Here is a 16,784-nt window from a genome sequence, read left to right as displayed (position 1 = left end):
CCGACACCACCGCAACGGGACGCCCGCTGGTACTGATCCACAGCATCAACGCCGCGCCCAGCAGCTACGAACTCCGTCCCCTGTTCGAGCACTATCGTGGCAAGCGTCCGGTCTACAGCCTGGAGCTGCCCGGTTTCGGCCACTCGGAGCGCTCGGCGCGCAGCTATACCCCCGAGCTGTTCGCCACCGCGATCCATGAGTTCCTCGAACAGGTCGTCGGCGCCCCCGCCGACCTGCTGGCGCTGTCGCTGAGCAGCGAGTTCGCCGACCGGTTTCAGCGAGCGCGAACTGCCCAGCGAGCGCACCGGGCAGATCCTGCGCCGGGTGCTCACCCTGCCGCTGCTCGGGCGCGCGCTCTATGCCCTGGTCGCCTCGCGACCGAGCATCCGTCACTATCTCGGGCGCTCCTTCACCGCCACCCCGCCGCAGGCGCTGATCGACTACGCCCACGCCACCTCGCACCAACCCGGCGCCCATCACGCACCGCTCCACTTCCTCTCCACCCTGCTGTTTACCCGCAAGGCGCGCGAACGTCTCTACGGCCGGCTCACCGACCTGCCGGTGCTGGTGATCGCCGACCGCGATCCCTACATCGACTTCGCCGCCCTGCCCGGCTTCATCGCCAACCACCCCAACTGGCGCAGCGAGCCCCTGGCCCCGCACCTCGGCCTGCCGCACTGGGAGCGTCCCGAGGCGACCATCGCCGCGCTCGACACCTTCTGGGCGAGCGCCTGAGACACGGGGAGGGCCAGCGGCCAGAAGATTGAACCGCAAAGCCGCCAAGGGCGCGAAGGGAAGAAGGGCTTCCTGCGGTCAACCTCTAGCGAGCGGCGCGGGCTTGTCTCGTACCGCCTGGGTTGACTGCAAACCGACACTGGCGGCTGGCCGCTGATGGCTGGCCGCTTTCTTTGCGTCCTTGGTGTCTTTACGATTCGAATCAGCTTCCAGCGATCAGCCGCCAGCCGCCAGCCGCCAGCCGCCAGCCGCCAGAAGGTTGAACCGCAAAGTCACGAAGAACGCGAAGGGAAGAAGGGCTTCCTGCGGTCAACCTCTAGCGAGCGGCGCGGGCTTGTCTCGTACCGCCTGGGTTGACTGCAAACCGACACTGGCGGCTGGCCGCTGATGGCTGGCCGCTTTCTTTGCGTCCTTGGTGTCTTTGCGATTCGAATCAGCTTCCAGCGACCAGCTGACAGCCTCCAGTGGTGAGCCGCGTCGGCGCAGGAGGCTTGCATATCCAAACCCCTTTGCGTGCTTCGCGTCTTGGCGGTTCAATCTTCTGATCGCTGATCGCTGATCGCTGATCGCTGACAGCTGTCAGCGCCCTTCCAAACGACAACGGCCCCGACGGTCGCAGACCGTCAGGGCCGTTGGGAGCGGCGACCCCGCGCGCGGCGAGGCACGGCTCAGCGCGCGATCAGTTCCAACCGAAGCCGGCCGCGAACACGACGGCGTGCACCGCCAGCGCGATCACCAGCACGGCGTAGAGGATCGGCATCAGCCAGGTCGCGGGGTTGACCACCATCCAGATCTTCCAGTCGTCCTGGGGATTGCTCGGCTTCATGGTGTTTTCGCTCATGTTGATTGGTCCTTGCGGAGGGGGATCAGAACCAGGGCTTGGTCGCGATGAGGAACAGGTGCACGACGGCTGCGAGTCCGACGAACGCGGTGTAGGTCACCTTGAACTGTTCGTGGAACTCCTTCGCCTGCGCCTCGGTGATCCCGGACGTGTTCGCCTGCACGGCTGCAGGTGCAGCCTGCTGAGCCGGCGCTGCCTGCTGCTGCACGGGTGCCTGCTGCTTCGCGGGTGCCTGCTGCTTGTTGGCCGCCTTGGCCGCGCCGCGCGATTTGCCCGCGCCACCCTTGGGAGCGGAGAAGGATTTTTGATCAGCCACAGTGGCCTCCTGAGGGGTTAGAGATGATGTCGCCGCCTCAATCATGCGTTAAGGGAGACGCCATGACCCCGACCGCGACAGCTGGCGCGGCTCACCCGTGCACACGTCTCGCGCGTTCGGATGGACCCGCTCTGAGATCTTGAGCATGTCATCTTATATTGACACCAAGCAATGTCAATAACGATTTACAACAGCCACCCCTGGGCAGAAACCAATCGCAAGGGAAAGCGGCCAGCGGCCAGCGGCCAGCGGCCAGCGGCCAGCGGCCAGCGGCCAGCGGCCAGGAGATTGAACCGCAAAACCGCAAAGCACGCAAAGGAGAGAAGAGCTTCCAGCCATCAGCCTCCAGCCGCCAGTGGCCGCCTGTCTTCGAGTGTTGGTCGGAAACGCATGCCAACCGGTCGCTGACAGCGAATGGGGAGTGGCGCTATCGTCGACGCCGACCATCGACTGGCGGCTGGCCGCTGATGGCTGGTAGCTTGAATCCCTGCGCGCCCTTTGGGCCTTTGCGGTTCAAAGCAGCTTCCAGCGATCAGCCTCCAGCCGCCAGTGACTGCCTGTCTTCGAGTGTTGGTCGGAAACGCACGCCAACCGGTCGCTGACAGCGAATGGGGAGTGGCGCTATCGTCGACGCCGACCATCCACTGGCGGCTGGCCGCTGATGGCTGGCAGCTTGAATCCCTGCGCGCCCTTTGCGGCTTTGCGGTTCAATCCGCTGGCGGCTGGCGGCCGACCTCAGGGCAGCCCGACGAGCTTGTGCATCTGGATGCCGAGCCGCCAGCGCGGATCGGCGAGGCAGTGAGCGGCGGCGGCCTCGGTGTGGGCCGCGCGCTCGGCGTCGTCGAGCGGCTGGAGGATACGGTGCTCGAAGGCGAGTCCGACATAGCGCTCGGGCTCGGCGCCGGGCTGCGGATAGACCAGCTTGAGTTCGTCGCCACGGCGCACCATCAGCTCGGTCCCGGCCTTGGGGCTGATACAGACCCAGTCGATCCCCGCCGGCAGTGCCAGGGTGCCGTTGCTCTCGACGCCAACCTCGAAGCCATGCGCGTGCAGTGCCGCGATCAGGGCGGCATCGAGCTGCAGCGCCGGCTCGCCGCCGGTACACACCACATAAGGGATGGCCTGAGGGTCGGCATCGCGCGGCCAGCACGCGGCGATGTGCGCGGCGAGTCGCTCGGCGTCGACGAAATACCCACCGCCGGCGCCATCGGTGCCGCGAAAATCGGTATCGCAGAAGCGACACCGGGCGGTGGCGCGATCGCGCTCCAGCCCCGACCACAGGTTGCAACCGGCGAAGCGACAGAACACCGCCGCGCGCCCGGCCTGGGCGCCCTCGCCCTGGAGGGTGTAGAAGACCTCCTTGACCGCGTAGCTCATACCGGCAGCGCCGGGCCCTGCGGCCCCCAGCTGAGCACCGCGCCACAACCCGGGGTCTGGTGCAGGTCGATCCGATCGAGCGCGGGCAGCGCATCGCCGACCTCGGCGCGGATCCAGCGCGCCAGCGCGCCCGGCGCGGCCTGATCGATCCCCGGCAGGGTGTCGAGACGGTGATGGTCGAGCCGCGCATAGACCGGCTTGAACAGCCGCTTGACGTCGCCGTAGTCGACCGTCCAGCCCATCACCCGATCGAGCGGCGCACACAGATGCAACCGCAGCAGATAGCTGTGACCGTGCAGCCGACGGCGCGCGTCGCCCTCGGGCGCGGCGCTCAGGCTGAGCGCGCTCTCGAAGCGCTGCTCCTTCCAGATCCGGTAGCTGCTGCCGTCGAACTGGCAGCCGGCGGTCGCCGTCTCGTAGACGCTGACCCAGGACAGCGGCGCGAACTCGGGCTTGAGCCGCGCCCAGATCCAGGCGGCGAGCATCTCGCTGGTGGGGTTCTCGAGCCCGGGGATGTCGTTGAGACAGGCATGATCGAGGGTGGCGCCGAGCGGCGCCCAGAGGGCGTCGATACAGTCGTAGTCGACGCCCATGTCCTGATCCTCGGCCAGGGTCTGGTCGGCATGGAGGATGACCTCGAAGCCGTGACCGTGCATCCGCCCGCATTGGTGCCCCTCGGGGACGTTGGGCAGCTGGTGGGCGGACTCGAAACGGAAGCGTCGCCACAGATGGCAATGGCCGTCGGCATCGAGATCGACGCCCTGGTCGCGGGTGCTGTGGATACCGACCGACTCGACCCCGTCGAGGGCGAGATGATCGCGCACCCAGCGCGCCAGGTTCTCGTCGGTGGGCACCCGCAGCCGGGTGTTGAGATCGGCATAGTCGAGCGGCGCGACCGCCTCGGCGAGACGCTCGCGCAGCGCGTCGGTCTCGGCGCCGGCAAAGGGCGCCCAGCCGGGCGCCAGCTCGGTGCGCACCCGGGCGAGGAAGCTGTGGCCGTGGAGCGCGCGGCAACGGTGCTCGGCAGGCAGCACGGAGACGTGACGGGCCGCCTCGAAGGGGGCGGCGGCGACATGGAGAAGACGTTCGGTCATGGGTTCTCGAATCGGTTGAGCAGTGGATCGGCGACCCCGGCCTCGGCGAAGCCCTTGGCGCGCAGCAGGCAGGAATCGCAGCCGCCGCAGGGACGGCCGTGCGCGTCGGGGTCGTAGCAGCTGGAGGTGAGGGCGTAGTCGACGCCGAGCGCCAGTCCGCGCTGGATGATCCCGGCCTTGGTCAGGTCGATCAGCGGGGTGTGGATCCGCAACCGCTGACGCCCCTCGACCCCGGCGACGGTGGCGAGGTTGGCCATCTGCTCGTAAGCGGCGATGTACTCGGGGCGACAGTCGGGATAGCCGGAGTAGTCGAGGGCGTTGACACCGATGAAGATGTCGCTCGCCCCCAGGGTCTCGGCCCAGGCCAGGGCGAAGGAGAGAAACACCGTGTTGCGCGCCGGGACATAGGTGACCGGGATCGCCGAGTCCATCTCCTCCGCGGAGCGCCCCTTGGGCACCGCGATGTCGGCGGTCAGCGCCGAGCCGCCGAAACGACGCAGATCGATATCGGCGATCACATGCTCGACCACCCCGAGCTGCGCGGCCACCCGCGCGGCGGCGTCGAGCTCGCAGCCATGGCGCTGACCATAGCGAAACGACAGCGCATGGGGGGCGAAGCCCTGGTCCTTGGCGATCGCAAGCACGGTGGTCGAGTCGAGGCCACCGCTGAGCAGCACCACTGCTGGGGTCATTGGGTCGTGTCTCCGAAAAAAGCGATTGTCCGCCGGGGCGTGCTTGGCAGGGTTCGGCCCGGTGGGTGAAACTGATGGCGAGCGCGGGCGTCGAACCCCGCGGCGGGCGGGCCGCGAGCCCGTGCCGGGATTGTCCCGCCGCGCGGCCAGCGCGCGCAACGACGATCGTCAGCGCCCGCCGTCCGGAACCGTCGCCGCCCGAGGCGCGACGGCCCTTATCCGGGTCGTGACCGATCACGTCCCGGACTCAACCGAACCATGGATCGATCATCATGCAAGCATACCGTATCCGGCTCTGGGATCTGCCGACCCGGGCCGTGCACTGGCTGCTGTTCGTGCTGGTGGTGGCGGCCTACGTCACCGGCGAGATCGGCGGCAACCTGATGACCTGGCACGGCTGGATCGGGCTGGCGATCGCCGGTCTGATCGCCTTTCGCGTCACCTGGGGGGTGGTCGGCTCGACCTATGCCCGCTTCAGCCAGTTCGTGCGCGGCCCGCGCGCGGTGCTCGACTACCTGCGCGGACGCTGGCACGGCGTCGGCCACAACCCGCTCGGCGCGGTCTCGGTGCTGGTGCTGCTCGGCATCCTCGCCATCCAGACCCTCACCGGCCTGTTCGGCAACGACGACATCGCCTTCGAGGGACCGCTCTACCCGCTGGTCTCCAAGGACGTCAGCGACTGGCTGATCGGGCTGCACCGCCAGGCCTACTGGCTGATCATCGCGCTGGTCTCGCTGCACGTGGCGGCGATGCTGTTCTACGCCCTGGTGCGCAAGAACAACCTGGTCATCCCGATGATCAACGGCGTCAAGGAGGTCGACGACCCCGCCATCCCCTCGGCGCGCGGCGGTGGACCGATCGCCCTGGTGTTCGCGCTGCTGGTCGCGGCGCTGGTGGTGTGGATCGCCGCCGGCGGGCTCTTGCCCGCCCCGCCACCGCCACCACCGCCGGGCAGCATCCCGGCCTGGTGAGGCGATAACGCAAGAGGCCGCCCGGAGGCGGCCTCGTCGTTCCATGGGTCCGTCACCGGACCCGGGCCGGGCGATCAGTCGTCGGCGCGGAACTTGTCGTGACAGGACTTGCAGCTCTGGCCGAGCTTGCCGAAGGCATCCTGCACCGCGGCCTGATCGCCAGCGGCGGCGACCTCGGCCATGTTGTTGGCGGCGGCGATGAAGTTACGCGCCACCTTGCCGACCTCTTCCATGTTCTCGAAGAACTCGGGCTTGACGTCGGTCTCGACGTCGCCCACGTCCTTGTCGGTGCCGGGACCGTAGAGCGCGCCCATGCCCGAGTTGGCGATCGCGGCGATGGCGTTGGCCGCGGCCTCGACCTGCCCCTGATCAAAGTCACCCTGGAGGTTGGCCTTGATCTTACCCATGTTCCAAGCCATGAAGCTGTAGCCGGCCTGACGGTACTGGATCTGATCCTCGGGCTTGAGCTCGGCGGCGGAGGCGACACTGGCGAGCGCGACGGCGAGGACGCCGGCGACAGCGCTGGCTGGCATGCGTTTCATTGACTATCTCCCTTAAACGTAACTGACGGTCGGTTCATCCGTCTCGCCCATGCTGGCGAGCGCCCCCAATGTCGGGGCGTTGATCGAGCAATTCAACCCCGGTTGGCGACATATCGGTCAAGACCTGATCCTTGCCCGCCTTCTTCGCCCGATAGAGGCTGTCGTCGGCGAGCTTGACGAAGGCGTCGACGGAGACGCCGTTGAACTCGCACACACCGCCACTGATGGTCACCCGCAACCCCGCCTGCGGCCACCCCAGCGCGCTGACCTGCACCCGGATCCGCTCGGCCACCTCACGGGCCGCCGAGAGATGGGCATGGGGCAGGATCACCATGAACTCCTCGCCACCATAACGCCCGATCACATCGACCTCGCGAACGCACTGGCGCAGCTCCTCGGCCACCCGCACCAGCACCTCGTCGCCCACCGGATGGCCGTACTGATCGTTGATCTTCTTGAAGTCGTCGAGATCGAAGAGAAAGATCGACAGCGGCTGATGATAGCGGTGGAACATGTCCACCTCCTTGCCCAGCATCGAGAACAGATAGCGGCGGTTGTAGAGGCCGGTCAACCCATCGGTGAAGGAGGCCGCGCGCAGCTCCTCCTGGATCGCCTTCAGTCGGGTGACATCGACCAGCGACACCAGCCGCCCCTGACCTCCCGAGAAGCGCAGCTCGACCGTCGACACCAGCGCCCAGCGCAACTCGCCGTCCTCGGTCGGGATACACATCTCGCGCTGCTCGCCATCACCGCTCGGCAGTCCGGCGGCAAGCAGATAGCGCCAGTCCTCACTGCTCAGATCACCGGCCATCCCCTCCAGCGCGAGATAACGGCGCGCCGCCTCGTTGGCCCGCGACAGGCTGCGCCGCCCCGGCTCGTGGAGCACCATCGGGAAAGAGGCCGCCTCAAAGACATTGCGCAGGTTGGACTCGCTCTCGCCGAGGCGGCGCAGCAAGCGGCTGATACCGACCCAGGCCAGGGTGATCAGCACCAACATTGTCCCCGCACCCCACAGCAGTTTGCCACGCACCCCGGCGATCAGCTGCTGCAGGAACTCGGGATTGGCGTAGAACCGGACCACCCCGATGAGCAGATGGTCGCGCGGGTGATAGAGCGCGATCGGCACCAGCACGCAACTCTCGCAGCCCAGGTCGCCACGCGTCATGTCGAGACACCCCTTGGGCAGATCCAGCATGTCGTAGTCGAGCACCAGCTCGATGCGATGGATGAAGGCGATGCCGGTCGACTGGTCCTCGAGCAGCAGGATGGCATCGAGCGCCGCCTGCAGCTCGCCACGCAGATACTCGGGGCGGGCCGTACCGTCGAGCAGCCGCTCGAGTCCCGGGGCCTGGGCCTGGGCAAAGGCGCGTGACTGGCTCTCGTAGTGCTCGCGCAACAGGGGTTCGAGCGCGAACATCCAGTAGACGCTGCTGACGGCGATGATGGTGGCACCCAGCAGCGCGAAGATCAGCGCCAATACTCGCTCGAATCTCAGCGACGCCTGGCCCAGCATCACCATTGCGCCTTTATTCATGGATCTTGGCCACCTGCAGGAAGAAGGAGCGGAACCGAATCCCGGCACGCTCGGCCTGCCCGAGATTGACCAGCGGCAGGATACGGTCGGCCACGTGCAGACCGGCCACGGCGCCACGCTCGACGTCGCCGGCAAAGGGGGAGAATACCAGCACACCGTGCTCGCGCGACCAGGTGCGCAGCTGCCCGCTCGACAGACCCGGGGTGGCGACGAAGATCGCCCCCGGCGGCCCCCGGCGCCAGCGCTCGGCATCGAGTTCGTGGGCGGGCAGGGTCTCGACCCGCAGCGGATGATCACGCACCGTGGCAACCCCCCCGAGCACCTGGGCCGCCTGACGCGCGGTATCCAACGCACCTTCGTAGACCACCACCACGTGCAGCACATCACCCGCGCCGAGATGCCTCTCCAACCCCTCGAGCGCCCCCAGACAGGCGGGGAAGAGCTTCAACCCGACGCGCAATCGCTGCTCGTCCTCCGGCCACAGCCCGGTCCGCTCGGCCATTGCCTGCCCGGTATACAGCCAGCCCCCCAGCAGCAGCGGCCAGCAGAGCGCAAGAGGAGTGATGAGCACGCGCCATCGCGACATCGGAGCGCCCTCAGAAGCTGTATCCGACCGACAGCCACCAGCGCCGCCCCGGCGTCGGATAGCCATCGGGATAGACCAGCCCGACACCGTCATAACTGGTGAGCTGGTCGGGGAGCCAGACCTCGGTATCGGTCAGGTTCTTCACCCCGAGGTGCAGGAAGGGACCACCGCCGACCTGGCGATAGCTCAGCGTCAGGTCGAGCTGGGTACTGGCATCGACCGCATCGCGCGGATCGCGCTCGGCGCGATGTCGCGGCCCGACATGGCGCAGCTGCAATGCAGCGGTCCAGCGCTCGTGCGGTCGCCAGAGCAGCGCGAGATTGGCCAGCAGGTCGGCGCCGCCGGCCAGCGGCTCATCGCTGTCATGCCGACGTGCGTCCACCAGCGAGAGGTTGGCGTCGATCTTGAAACGAGCACCGAAGCGGTGCTGGTACTCCAGCTCGACCCCCTGCAGCCGAGCATCCGGTCCATTGACGAAACCGTCGAGACCCTGGTCGTCGAACTGGATCGGGCGGGTGAGATCGGAGTGGAAGAGGATCAGTCGCGCCTCCCAAGTCGGTCGCTTGAAGATATAGCCAAGCTCATAGCTGGCGATCTCGCCGGCGTGCAGATCACCCGCCGGGGCGTATTCCAGTTCGTAGAAGGTCGGCGGACGGAAGGCACGGGCGTACTGCAGCTTGAGGATGTTCGACGCGTCGATCCGCCAGACCGCAGCGAGCCGCGGACTGACCAGCGAGCCGACGTCGCTGTAGTCGTCGTAGCGCAGCGTCGCGGTCAGCATCACCCGCTCGCCGAGGTTGAACTGGTCCTGTATCAGCGCACTGAGGATCCGCCGAGAGCGGGCGGTGTCGAGCCATTCCGGCTCGAGCGCGAACGGCAATCCCGACCACGCCCAGCTCGCCTCGTCGATCTCGACATGGGCCGCCTCCAGACCGAGCAGCAGCGCGTGTCCCTCCAACCCGTACCAATGGAGATCGGCGACGGCCTCGTAGCGATGCTCGCGGTAGTCCTGATCCATGAACACCGCCTCATCGGCCAGATAACCGGCAGGAAAGACGAACAATCGATCGCGATCACGTTCATGCTCGATGGCCTCGGCCCGCAGCTCGAGTTCGAGCGTCTCGGAGAGCGCCATCCGGTGGCCCAGCTGCAGCGCCACATAGCGCTGGCGCGCGGCCAGATTGCCGTCGTCGGGCGGGAGGAAATGGTTGATGCCGAAATGATCGCCATTGGCGTCGTCGATCAGCCGCAGCTTGGCAAAGCTCGCGCCCCAGCGCAGATCGGTGAGGAGGGCACGATAGCGAAACGCGGCATTGGCCGGTCCCGGCGCATTCGACAGCCCGTCGAGCCCGAGCGGATCGAGGGCATCGCGCTCGACCCACGCCTTGCCGCCATCGCCCTGGGTGCCGGCCAGGTTGACCGAGACCTCCAGATCACGCGTCCGGTCCTCCCAGAACCAGCGCCCGGTCACACCCTGAGCACCACCCTCTGCAGCCATGCCCCCGAGCACACGTTCTCGGGTGCGCGTGATGACATTGACCACACCGGCAAAGGCATACTCGCCATGGACCGACGAACCCGGTCCGCGAATCACCTCGATGCGCTCGACCTGCTCGATGGGCATGTTGAGCACCGGATTGGCGGTGGCCATCATGGTCGAGTTCATCGACATGCCGTCGAGCAGCACCTTGATGTTGCCCGAGCCATAACCGTGTCCGACGCCACGACTGAGAACCTGTCGCTCACCGGTCACCTCGAGCGCCGGGCTCATCCCCGGGACCAGCGCCAGCGCCTCCCAGACGGTGCGCGCACCGCGCGCCAGCATCTCGTCACCGAGCAGGATGGTCGCCATCCCGGGGACGAAGTCGGCGTTCATCCCGCTACGGGTGGCCAGCTGCGTCTCGGTCTCCAGCAGATCGAGCAGACCCGCGATCTGATCGGCCTCGGTGCGCGCGGCGCCCTGCGCCTGCCCCCAACACACCAGCCCGGCGACACCGACCAGCCAGCCAAATTGCCAGGATCGCCGCTCACCCGAGCGGCCACCCCGTCGACTGTACACATCACACAGCGAATCCATACACCCTCGACTTCCTTCGAGTTGAGTCCATCCCTACCAAGCGGGCAGCGAGCGCGGGAACACGACCCATGGCATCGAAATGCATCGAGAAGGCGGCGATCATCCCCTTCTTCCTCGTATCGGCCCGCCGATTAGAGCATGCCAAGAGGCCCGCCAGGAGTCGGCACGGACAGGCGGAGCGACCAGCCGCGGGTCGGCCAAGGGCCAGCGGATCGCGATCGGGATGCAGCGCCGCCGACAGCGCCTGCCCCACCCCGCCTTCCAATACGAGCGAGACGGGTGCTAGCATCATGACGCCCACAGCCATGTCGGCAGTGATGCGAAAAGGGACTGACAACAAGGGACTGACAACGATGTTGATCAAATCAGCGCTGGGGGCCGCTTCGGCCGTCCTGCTCATGCATTCTTGGCTATCCACCGACGCCGCGCTCCCGGTCCATGAGGCGCCGACCCAGCCAGTCGGAGAGCAGCTCGCAGGCTGCCCGCCTTTCTGCGACCAGGAACCGGGCCTTGACATCCTCGCCAGCCACCCCGGCTGACGGCCATTCCCCACAAGTGCCCCTCGGCTCCTGCGGGGCACCGACACAACGCCGCTGGTGTCCTCCAACCACCCTCAGCACAGCGCTCCGCAACGAGGAGATTGAACCATGGAGCTAGCCGTTCAGCAGACACCCAGTGCGCAGATCATCGCCCTCCGCGGCAGGCTCGACACCCTCACCGCGCCGAGCTACGAGGCCCGGGCGCTCGCGCTCATCGATGACGGCGCCACCCGCATCGTACTCGACCTCGCCGGGCTCACCTACATCAGCAGCGCCGGACTGCGCTCGCTGATCGTCACCGCCAAGGCCTTGCAGCAGCAGGGTGGCGTCCTGTTGCTCGCCAGCCTCACCGGCAATGTCCGCGACGTGTTCGAGATGGCGGGACTCGACGCCATCTTCAAGACTTACGACTCCGTCGCCACGGCGCTCGACGCCACCTAGGGGCCGGTGACGACCCAGCGGCTCGAACTCCCGGCCGAGACCGCGGCCCTGCCCCGGGCGCTGGCCTTCGTCGTCGCGGCGGCCGAGCGGGCCGGGCTCGAAGCCGAGGCCCGGGGACGGCTGGAGCTGGCCGTCGAGGAGGTCTTCGTCAACCTCTGTACCCACGCCTACCCCGTCGATGCGCCAGGCTGGGTCGAGATCAGCACCCACCACGCCGACGACCGCCTGACGATCGAGATCCGCGACGGCGGCATCCCCTTCGACGGCACCCGCGCGCCGACACCGGACCTGACGCGACCGCTGGCGACACGCCCGGTCGGCGGTCTCGGCTGGGTGCTGGTCCGCCGTCTGGTCGACGCCCTCGACTACCGTCGGGTCGACGACGGCAACCTGCTGCGCCTGACCATGCGCCTCCCCGGCCAACCACGCCGATGAGACGCCCGAGCATCGCCGCCCGGCTGAGCCTGATCGTCTCGCTCTACACCTCGGCGATCCTGCTCGCGGTACTCGGGGTCGACTATCTGCGCTCGCTCGCCACCCTCGAGGCCGAGATCGACCGCGGCGCGCGCCTCCAGACCGAGGCCACCGCCAACGCCCTCGAGATCCCGCTGAGCGCAGCCGCCCGCACCGCCCGCGCGCTGGCCGCGGCGCTCAACCACGGCCACTTCGACGACGCCGGCGCGCGCGAATTGCTGCGTCAGGGCATCGCCGACAACCGCGACGTCCTCGGCGGCGCCCTGCTCTTCGCCCCGTCCCCGACCGGCACGCCACGCCCACGCGACCATGACTGCCGTTGGCGCGGCACCGAGGTCGAGTGTCTGGACGGGCGCGAGGTCGAACGCGGCCCGACGGACACGCCCCTGCCCCACCCGGCGCCGGTTGACGGGCTGTCCTGGTCGCCCCCCTACTTCGACGACGACCTCGGTCAGGCGCGCATGGTGACGCTGAGCGCCGCCTTCGACGGCGGTCGGGTGAGCCTCGACCTGAACCTCGACCGACTCACCCGCGAGGTCGCCGCGCTGCGCCTCCTCGACAGCGGTCACGCCGCACTGCTCGACGCCGGGGGCACCTTCATCACCCATCCCCTGGCCGGTCTGGCGCTGCGCCGCGACATCCACGCCGTGCCCGAGGCGCTCGGGCTCGATCATCATCCCGAACGCGCCGCCGAACTGCTCTCGGGGCACCCCGGCGTGATCGACGGGGTCGATGTCTCGGGCGATCCCATCCGTCTCTATCACGCCCCGGTCGCCCCCTCCGGCTGGACCCTGGTGGTAGTGCTGCCGGCCGAGGAGATCGACGACGACGTCCGCGCCCTGGCGCTGACCACCAGCGCCATCGGCCTGCTCGGGCTGGCGCTGATGCTGGTGGCGATCACCCTCAGCGCGCGCGCCATCACCCGACCGCTGCGCCGACTGGTCGCGGCGACCCGCGAGGTCGCCGCGGGACGACTCGACACCCCGCTTCCGGTCCACCCGCGCGCCGACGAGATCGGCGACCTCACCGTCGGCTTCGCCACCATGACCCGCTCGCTGCGCGATCACATCGAGCGTCTCACCGCCAGCACCGCCGCCCAGGCGCGCATCGCCAGCGAGCTGCACATCGCCCACGACATCCAGCTCTCGATCCTGCCGCGACGGCTGGCGCCGCACCCCGCCTTCGACCTCCACGCCCTGGTCGAGCCGGCACGCGAGGTCGGTGGCGACTTCTACGACTGCTTCGCCCTCGATGCCGAGCATCACTGTCTGGTGATCGCCGATGTCGCCGGCAAGGGGGTGCCGGCGGCGCTGTTCATGGCAGTGGCCAAGACCCTGGTCAAGGCGACGAGCACGCCCGGGCGCGGCCCCGCCGAGGTGCTCGAGCGGGTCAACGCCGAACTCGCCCGCGACAACCCGCGGTGCATGTTCGTCACCCTGTTCTGCGCCATCCTCGATCATCGCAGCGGTGAGCTGATCCATAGCAACGCCGGACACAACCCGCCGCTGCTACTGCGCGCCGAGGGCAGCGTTGAACCCCTGCCCTCGCAGCGACAACTGGTGCTCGGGGTGATGGAAGGGGCGCACTATCGCGACGCGCGCGCCCGGCTCGCGCCGGGCGATCGCCTGCTGCTCTACACCGATGGGGTCACCGAGGCGATGGACGCCGAGGCCGGGCTCTATGGCGAGGCGCGACTGCGCGAGGCCCTGCGCGCGCTCGGCCCCGGCTCACCCCGGAGCCTGGTCGAGGGCCTCCTCGACGAGGTCCACGCCTTCGCCGGCGACACGCCCCAGGCCGACGACATCACCCTGATGGCGCTGGCCTATCGCGGCGCGGGCACGCCGCTCGGGGACTGAGCCGCGCTAGCCGCGCTCGTCCACCGTCAGCCGGATCTTGCCGGTCTTGGGGTTGCGCTCGATGCCCTCGAGCGCCAGCACCTCGATGCGCGTCGGCGCCACCAGCCCGGCCTCGGTCATCGCGCGGATCTCCTTGGAGTCGTGCAGCAGGCGCCGCAACAGCGTCTCGGCGAGCCCGGCGGCGTCCTCCGACGCGGTATCGGCGGCGCGCTCGACCCGCACCACCAATTGATCGCGATGCCCGTCGAGGCGCGCGCGCAGCTGGAAGTGGGCACCCAGCCCGGGCACCGCGGCGATCGCCGCCGCCACCACCTCGGGCTGGATGTTGCCGCCGCCGATGATCAGCACGTCGTCGGCGCGCCCGAGCAGCTCCATGCGCCGGGTGCGCCGACCGCAGGGGCACTCGCCCTCGACCCAGCGCCCGAGGTCGCCGACGTCGTAGCGGATGGTCGGCATCAGCCGCCGCTGCAGGTTGGTCACCACCACCTTGCCGATCTCGCCCGGCCCCACGGGCGTCAGGGTCTCGGGGTGGAGCAGCTCGACATGGTGCAGGTCCTCGTGGACATGGTGCACCCCGCCCTCGCAGTGCGCGCACTGATAACCGATGGCGCCGGTGTCGTTGGTGGTGTAGCCGGTGGAGGCGAAGCGCGTGATGCCGAGCACCCGGCCGAGATAGGCGCGCGAGCCGGCGAACAGGTGCTCGCCGCCGGTGGCGACCTTGTCGATGCGCAGCGCCACCCCGTGCGCCTCGACGTACTCGGCCAGCGACAGCAGCACCGAGGGGATGGTGATGATGGCGGTGGCGCCGTAACCGGTGAGCTGCTCGACGATCTGCTCCATCGGCAGGTTGCCCGAGATCGGCAGGATGCGACAGCCGGTGACCTCCAGCGCCTGGTTGTAGGAGACGAAGGAGGCCCACATGCTGCCGGCGAAGAGCAGGTTGGCGACCACGTCGCCGGGCCCGAACACCGACAGCGACAGCCCCTTGCCGAGCCGCAGCGCGTTGGCGTGCTGCTCGGCGACGGTGCGATAGACCAGCTTGGGCGCGCCGGTGGTGCCGCCGCTGGAGAACACATAGCCGTCGCTCGCGCCCGCCGTCAGCAGCCCGTCGCCGCGCGGCGGCAGGTGCTGCTTGTAGTCCTCGCCGGACATCAGCGGCAGCCGACGCACATCGTCAAACCCGGTCAGGGCGATCCCGGCATAGCGCTCGCGCAACAGCGGCGAGTCCTGGCGACAGTCCTCGATCACCTGCAGCAGCCGCGAGCGAGTCTGGGCGGCGCGCTCGGCGTCGGGGAGGAAATCGAAGCTGTCGCCCGAGTCGTCGAGCCGGCGCCAGGGCGCGCTCTCCGCGCCCTGCTCGAGCCGATCACGCGCCAGCGAGGTCCAGCGCACCAGGGTCGCCAGCCCGCGGGTGCCGTCGTGCGGGGTGCCGTGCTTGCGCACCGCCATGCGCCCGATCTCGACCATGCGATCGGCGCCCAGCGCCGAGAGCGCGCGACCGAGCCGCCGCGCGCGCGCCTCGTCGGTGAGCAGCGCCACGGTCTGGATGTATTCGCCCATCGGCGCGACCCGCTCGATCACCGACTCCAGCCGATCGACCGGCTTGATGATCAGGGTACGGTGCTGGCACGAGGTCTCGAACTCGGGGTCGTCGCGCAGCGCCAGCGTCCAACCGGCGCCGCCGCCGTGCAGCAGGTCGCCCACGCCCATCGCCCGCTCCACCTTGGCCAGCTCGCGCACCTTGTCGATCTCGACCGCGGCATCGCCGCTGATCGCCCCCGGCGGGATCTCCTCGGCCCAGCAGGTCAGCGCCGCGCCGAGCGCCGCCATCAGCCGCTCGGCGGTCTCGCGCCCCTCGACATAGACCACGTGCGGCGAGGAGCAGGCCGACTGCTCCCACATCACCGCATCGCGCGCGATCAGTCGGGCGCAGGCGGACAGCCCGCGCCGCTCGAGCGCATCGGCGGCGACCATCACGAAGCTGTACTTGGGTCCGTACTCGATCAGCCGGGTGTGCAGCCCGAGATCGCGGCGATAGCTGCGGATGGTGTCGGCGCCGCCGTAGACGACGATGGCGTTGCAGTCGCGCTTGAGCACCCGCTCCACCCCCTGATCGCCGCCCTTCCAGGTCAGCAGCGCCAGCGCGCGGGCGATGTCGCCGCGCTGGTCGTGATCGCGCAGGCTGGAGGCGAAGAGCACCGGGAAGATCGGATCGACCGAGGACATCTTCATCAGGTTGACGTTGCGGGTGACGATGCCCTGGATCAGGCTGTCGACCCCGCCGACGAAGACGTTGCCGGCCGAGACATGGGCCAGCACCCCCAGCGGCTGGGCCTTGACCAGCCCCTGGAAGCGGGCATCGAACACCCAGTCGTCGAGCATCCGCGCATCCCCCAGGTCGCAGCCCAGGCGGGTGAGCAGGTTCTCGCGGCGCAGCAGGTCGACCATCACCTCGATCCCGGCCTCGATCATCGCCGGACTGAAGCCGATCCGCGCGGGCAGCTGCCGCAGCGCCTCGACCCGGTAGGGATAGTCCGGCGCGCTCCAGGCCCGCGCGACGCGATCGAGCAGGTCGAGCAGATAGCCCTGCGGGGTGGCGGCCACCCGCGCCTTCATCGCGTGCGCGCGCGAGAGGATCGCCTCCAGCCGCGCCCCGGTCAGCGGCGCCTCGGCATGGTCGATCTCGCCGTGGATGTAGTTGTGCATGGC

Annotated in this window: 15 protein-coding genes; 5 read left to right on the top strand and 10 right to left on the bottom strand. The window is 68.7% G+C overall.

Translation table 11 applies throughout. The features are described from left to right. Positions 1-324 precede the first annotated feature (324 nt). On the top strand, positions 325-735 hold the full coding sequence (locus tag EBL84_RS17585; protein ID WP_369957907.1) for an alpha/beta fold hydrolase: 411 nt from the start codon (positions 325-327) through the stop codon (positions 733-735). A gap of 679 nt (positions 736-1,414) precedes the next feature. On the opposite strand, the gene pufA is transcribed toward EBL84_RS17585, so the two are convergent. The 5 genes from pufA to queC form a co-directional block, all read right to left on the bottom strand. Further along, the gene (gene pufA, locus EBL84_RS11115) at positions 1,415-1,576 is read right to left on the bottom strand and encodes a light-harvesting antenna LH1, alpha subunit (RefSeq protein ID WP_123140879.1); all 162 of its coding nucleotides are present in this window, start codon (positions 1,574-1,576) and stop codon (positions 1,415-1,417) included. Positions 1,577-1,601: 25 nt separating this feature from the next. After that, positions 1,602-1,739 carry a light-harvesting protein gene (locus EBL84_RS17350; RefSeq protein ID WP_062278067.1) on the bottom strand — a complete coding sequence of 46 codons (138 nt, stop codon included), beginning with the start codon at positions 1,737-1,739 and terminating at the stop codon, positions 1,602-1,604. 888 nt (positions 1,740-2,627) lie between these two features. After that, on the bottom strand, positions 2,628-3,269 hold the full coding sequence (gene queE / locus EBL84_RS11100) for a 7-carboxy-7-deazaguanine synthase (RefSeq protein ID WP_123140877.1): 642 nt from the start codon (positions 3,267-3,269) through the stop codon (positions 2,628-2,630). Beyond that, complete coding sequence (locus tag EBL84_RS11095; protein ID WP_123140876.1) at positions 3,266-4,363, bottom strand: 6-carboxytetrahydropterin synthase; 1,098 nt, start codon at positions 4,361-4,363, stop codon at positions 3,266-3,268. Before EBL84_RS11095 ends, queE begins: the two co-directional genes overlap by 4 nt. Continuing rightward, complete coding sequence (gene queC / locus EBL84_RS11090; protein ID WP_123140875.1) at positions 4,360-5,055, bottom strand: 7-cyano-7-deazaguanine synthase QueC; 696 nt, start codon at positions 5,053-5,055, stop codon at positions 4,360-4,362. The genes EBL84_RS11095 and queC overlap by 4 nt, the downstream gene beginning before the upstream one ends. A 272-nt stretch (positions 5,056-5,327) precedes the next feature. Between queC and EBL84_RS11085 the strand changes: the two genes are divergently transcribed. Further along, entirely contained in the window at positions 5,328-6,026 is a 699-nt protein-coding gene (locus EBL84_RS11085) for a cytochrome b/b6 domain-containing protein (protein ID WP_123140874.1), read from the top strand. Positions 6,027-6,100: 74 nt separating this feature from the next. Here the strand turns inward: EBL84_RS11085 and EBL84_RS11080 are convergent, their stop codons facing one another. Genes EBL84_RS11080 through EBL84_RS11065 form a run of 4 tightly spaced genes read right to left on the bottom strand, consistent with a single transcriptional unit; the run spans position 6,101 to position 10,765 of the window. After that, positions 6,101-6,568 (bottom strand): cytochrome c, encoded by a 468-nt coding sequence (locus EBL84_RS11080; RefSeq protein WP_123140873.1) that lies wholly within the window; start codon positions 6,566-6,568, stop codon positions 6,101-6,103. A gap of 34 nt (positions 6,569-6,602) precedes the next feature. After that, entirely contained in the window at positions 6,603-8,102 is a 1,500-nt protein-coding gene (locus EBL84_RS11075) for a diguanylate cyclase (RefSeq protein ID WP_223806999.1), read from the bottom strand. Then, positions 8,095-8,673, bottom strand: a complete 579-nt coding sequence (locus EBL84_RS11070) for a YfiR family protein (RefSeq protein ID WP_223806156.1) — start codon at positions 8,671-8,673, stop codon at positions 8,095-8,097. The genes EBL84_RS11075 and EBL84_RS11070 overlap by 8 nt, the downstream gene beginning before the upstream one ends. A 25-nt stretch (positions 8,674-8,698) precedes the next feature. Next, a complete protein-coding gene (locus tag EBL84_RS11065; RefSeq protein ID WP_123140870.1) occupies positions 8,699-10,765 on the bottom strand; it encodes a TonB-dependent siderophore receptor in 2,067 nt (688 codons plus the stop codon). Between the two features lie 647 nt (positions 10,766-11,412). On the opposite strand from EBL84_RS11065, the gene EBL84_RS11055 reads away from it, so the two are divergent. The 3 genes from EBL84_RS11055 to EBL84_RS11045 are packed head-to-tail and all read left to right on the top strand — an operon-like array spanning position 11,413 to position 14,075. Next, a complete protein-coding gene (locus tag EBL84_RS11055; protein WP_123140868.1) occupies positions 11,413-11,745 on the top strand; it encodes an STAS domain-containing protein in 333 nt (110 codons plus the stop codon). Between the two features lie 6 nt (positions 11,746-11,751). After that, positions 11,752-12,180: an ATP-binding protein gene (locus EBL84_RS11050; RefSeq protein WP_123140867.1), complete on the top strand. Its 429-nt coding sequence runs from the start codon at positions 11,752-11,754 to the stop codon at positions 12,178-12,180. Then, positions 12,177-14,075: a PP2C family protein-serine/threonine phosphatase gene (locus tag EBL84_RS11045; protein WP_123140866.1), complete on the top strand. Its 1,899-nt coding sequence runs from the start codon at positions 12,177-12,179 to the stop codon at positions 14,073-14,075. The genes EBL84_RS11050 and EBL84_RS11045 overlap by 4 nt, the downstream gene beginning before the upstream one ends. 6 nt (positions 14,076-14,081) lie before the next feature. On the opposite strand, the gene EBL84_RS11040 is transcribed toward EBL84_RS11045, so the two are convergent. After that, positions 14,082-16,781: an acyl-CoA reductase gene (locus EBL84_RS11040; RefSeq protein ID WP_123140865.1), complete on the bottom strand. Its 2,700-nt coding sequence runs from the start codon at positions 16,779-16,781 to the stop codon at positions 14,082-14,084. Positions 16,782-16,784 lie beyond the last annotated feature (3 nt).

Source organism: Marichromatium sp. AB31, assembly GCF_003718685.1.
GTDB classification, from domain to species: Bacteria; Pseudomonadota; Gammaproteobacteria; order Chromatiales; family Chromatiaceae; genus Marichromatium; species Marichromatium gracile.
The sequence above is the reverse complement of the archived record's forward strand: the minus strand, read 5'-3'. Positions and strand labels throughout refer to the sequence as shown.

Excerpts from the sequence above, each read along its gene's own strand:
- EBL84_RS11075 (WP_223806999.1), bottom strand. The coding sequence starts at position 8,102 with ATGAATAAAGGCGCAATGGTGATGCTGGGCCAGGCGTCGCTGAGATTC.
- EBL84_RS11045 (WP_123140866.1), top strand. The coding sequence starts at position 12,177 with ATGAGACGCCCGAGCATCGCCGCCCGGCTGAGCCTGATCGTCTCGCTC.
- queE (WP_123140877.1), bottom strand. The coding sequence starts at position 3,269 with ATGAGCTACGCGGTCAAGGAGGTCTTCTACACCCTCCAGGGCGAGGGC.
- pufA (WP_123140879.1), bottom strand. The coding sequence starts at position 1,576 with ATGAGCGAAAACACCATGAAGCCGAGCAATCCCCAGGACGACTGGAAG.
- queC (WP_123140875.1), bottom strand. The coding sequence starts at position 5,055 with ATGACCCCAGCAGTGGTGCTGCTCAGCGGTGGCCTCGACTCGACCACC.
- EBL84_RS11095 (WP_123140876.1), bottom strand. The coding sequence starts at position 4,363 with ATGACCGAACGTCTTCTCCATGTCGCCGCCGCCCCCTTCGAGGCGGCC.
- EBL84_RS11055 (WP_123140868.1), top strand. The coding sequence starts at position 11,413 with ATGGAGCTAGCCGTTCAGCAGACACCCAGTGCGCAGATCATCGCCCTC.
- EBL84_RS11065 (WP_123140870.1), bottom strand. The coding sequence starts at position 10,765 with ATGGATTCGCTGTGTGATGTGTACAGTCGACGGGGTGGCCGCTCGGGT.
- EBL84_RS11080 (WP_123140873.1), bottom strand. The coding sequence starts at position 6,568 with ATGAAACGCATGCCAGCCAGCGCTGTCGCCGGCGTCCTCGCCGTCGCG.
- EBL84_RS11040 (WP_123140865.1), bottom strand. The coding sequence starts at position 16,781 with ATGCACAACTACATCCACGGCGAGATCGACCATGCCGAGGCGCCGCTG.
- EBL84_RS11085 (WP_123140874.1), top strand. The coding sequence starts at position 5,328 with ATGCAAGCATACCGTATCCGGCTCTGGGATCTGCCGACCCGGGCCGTG.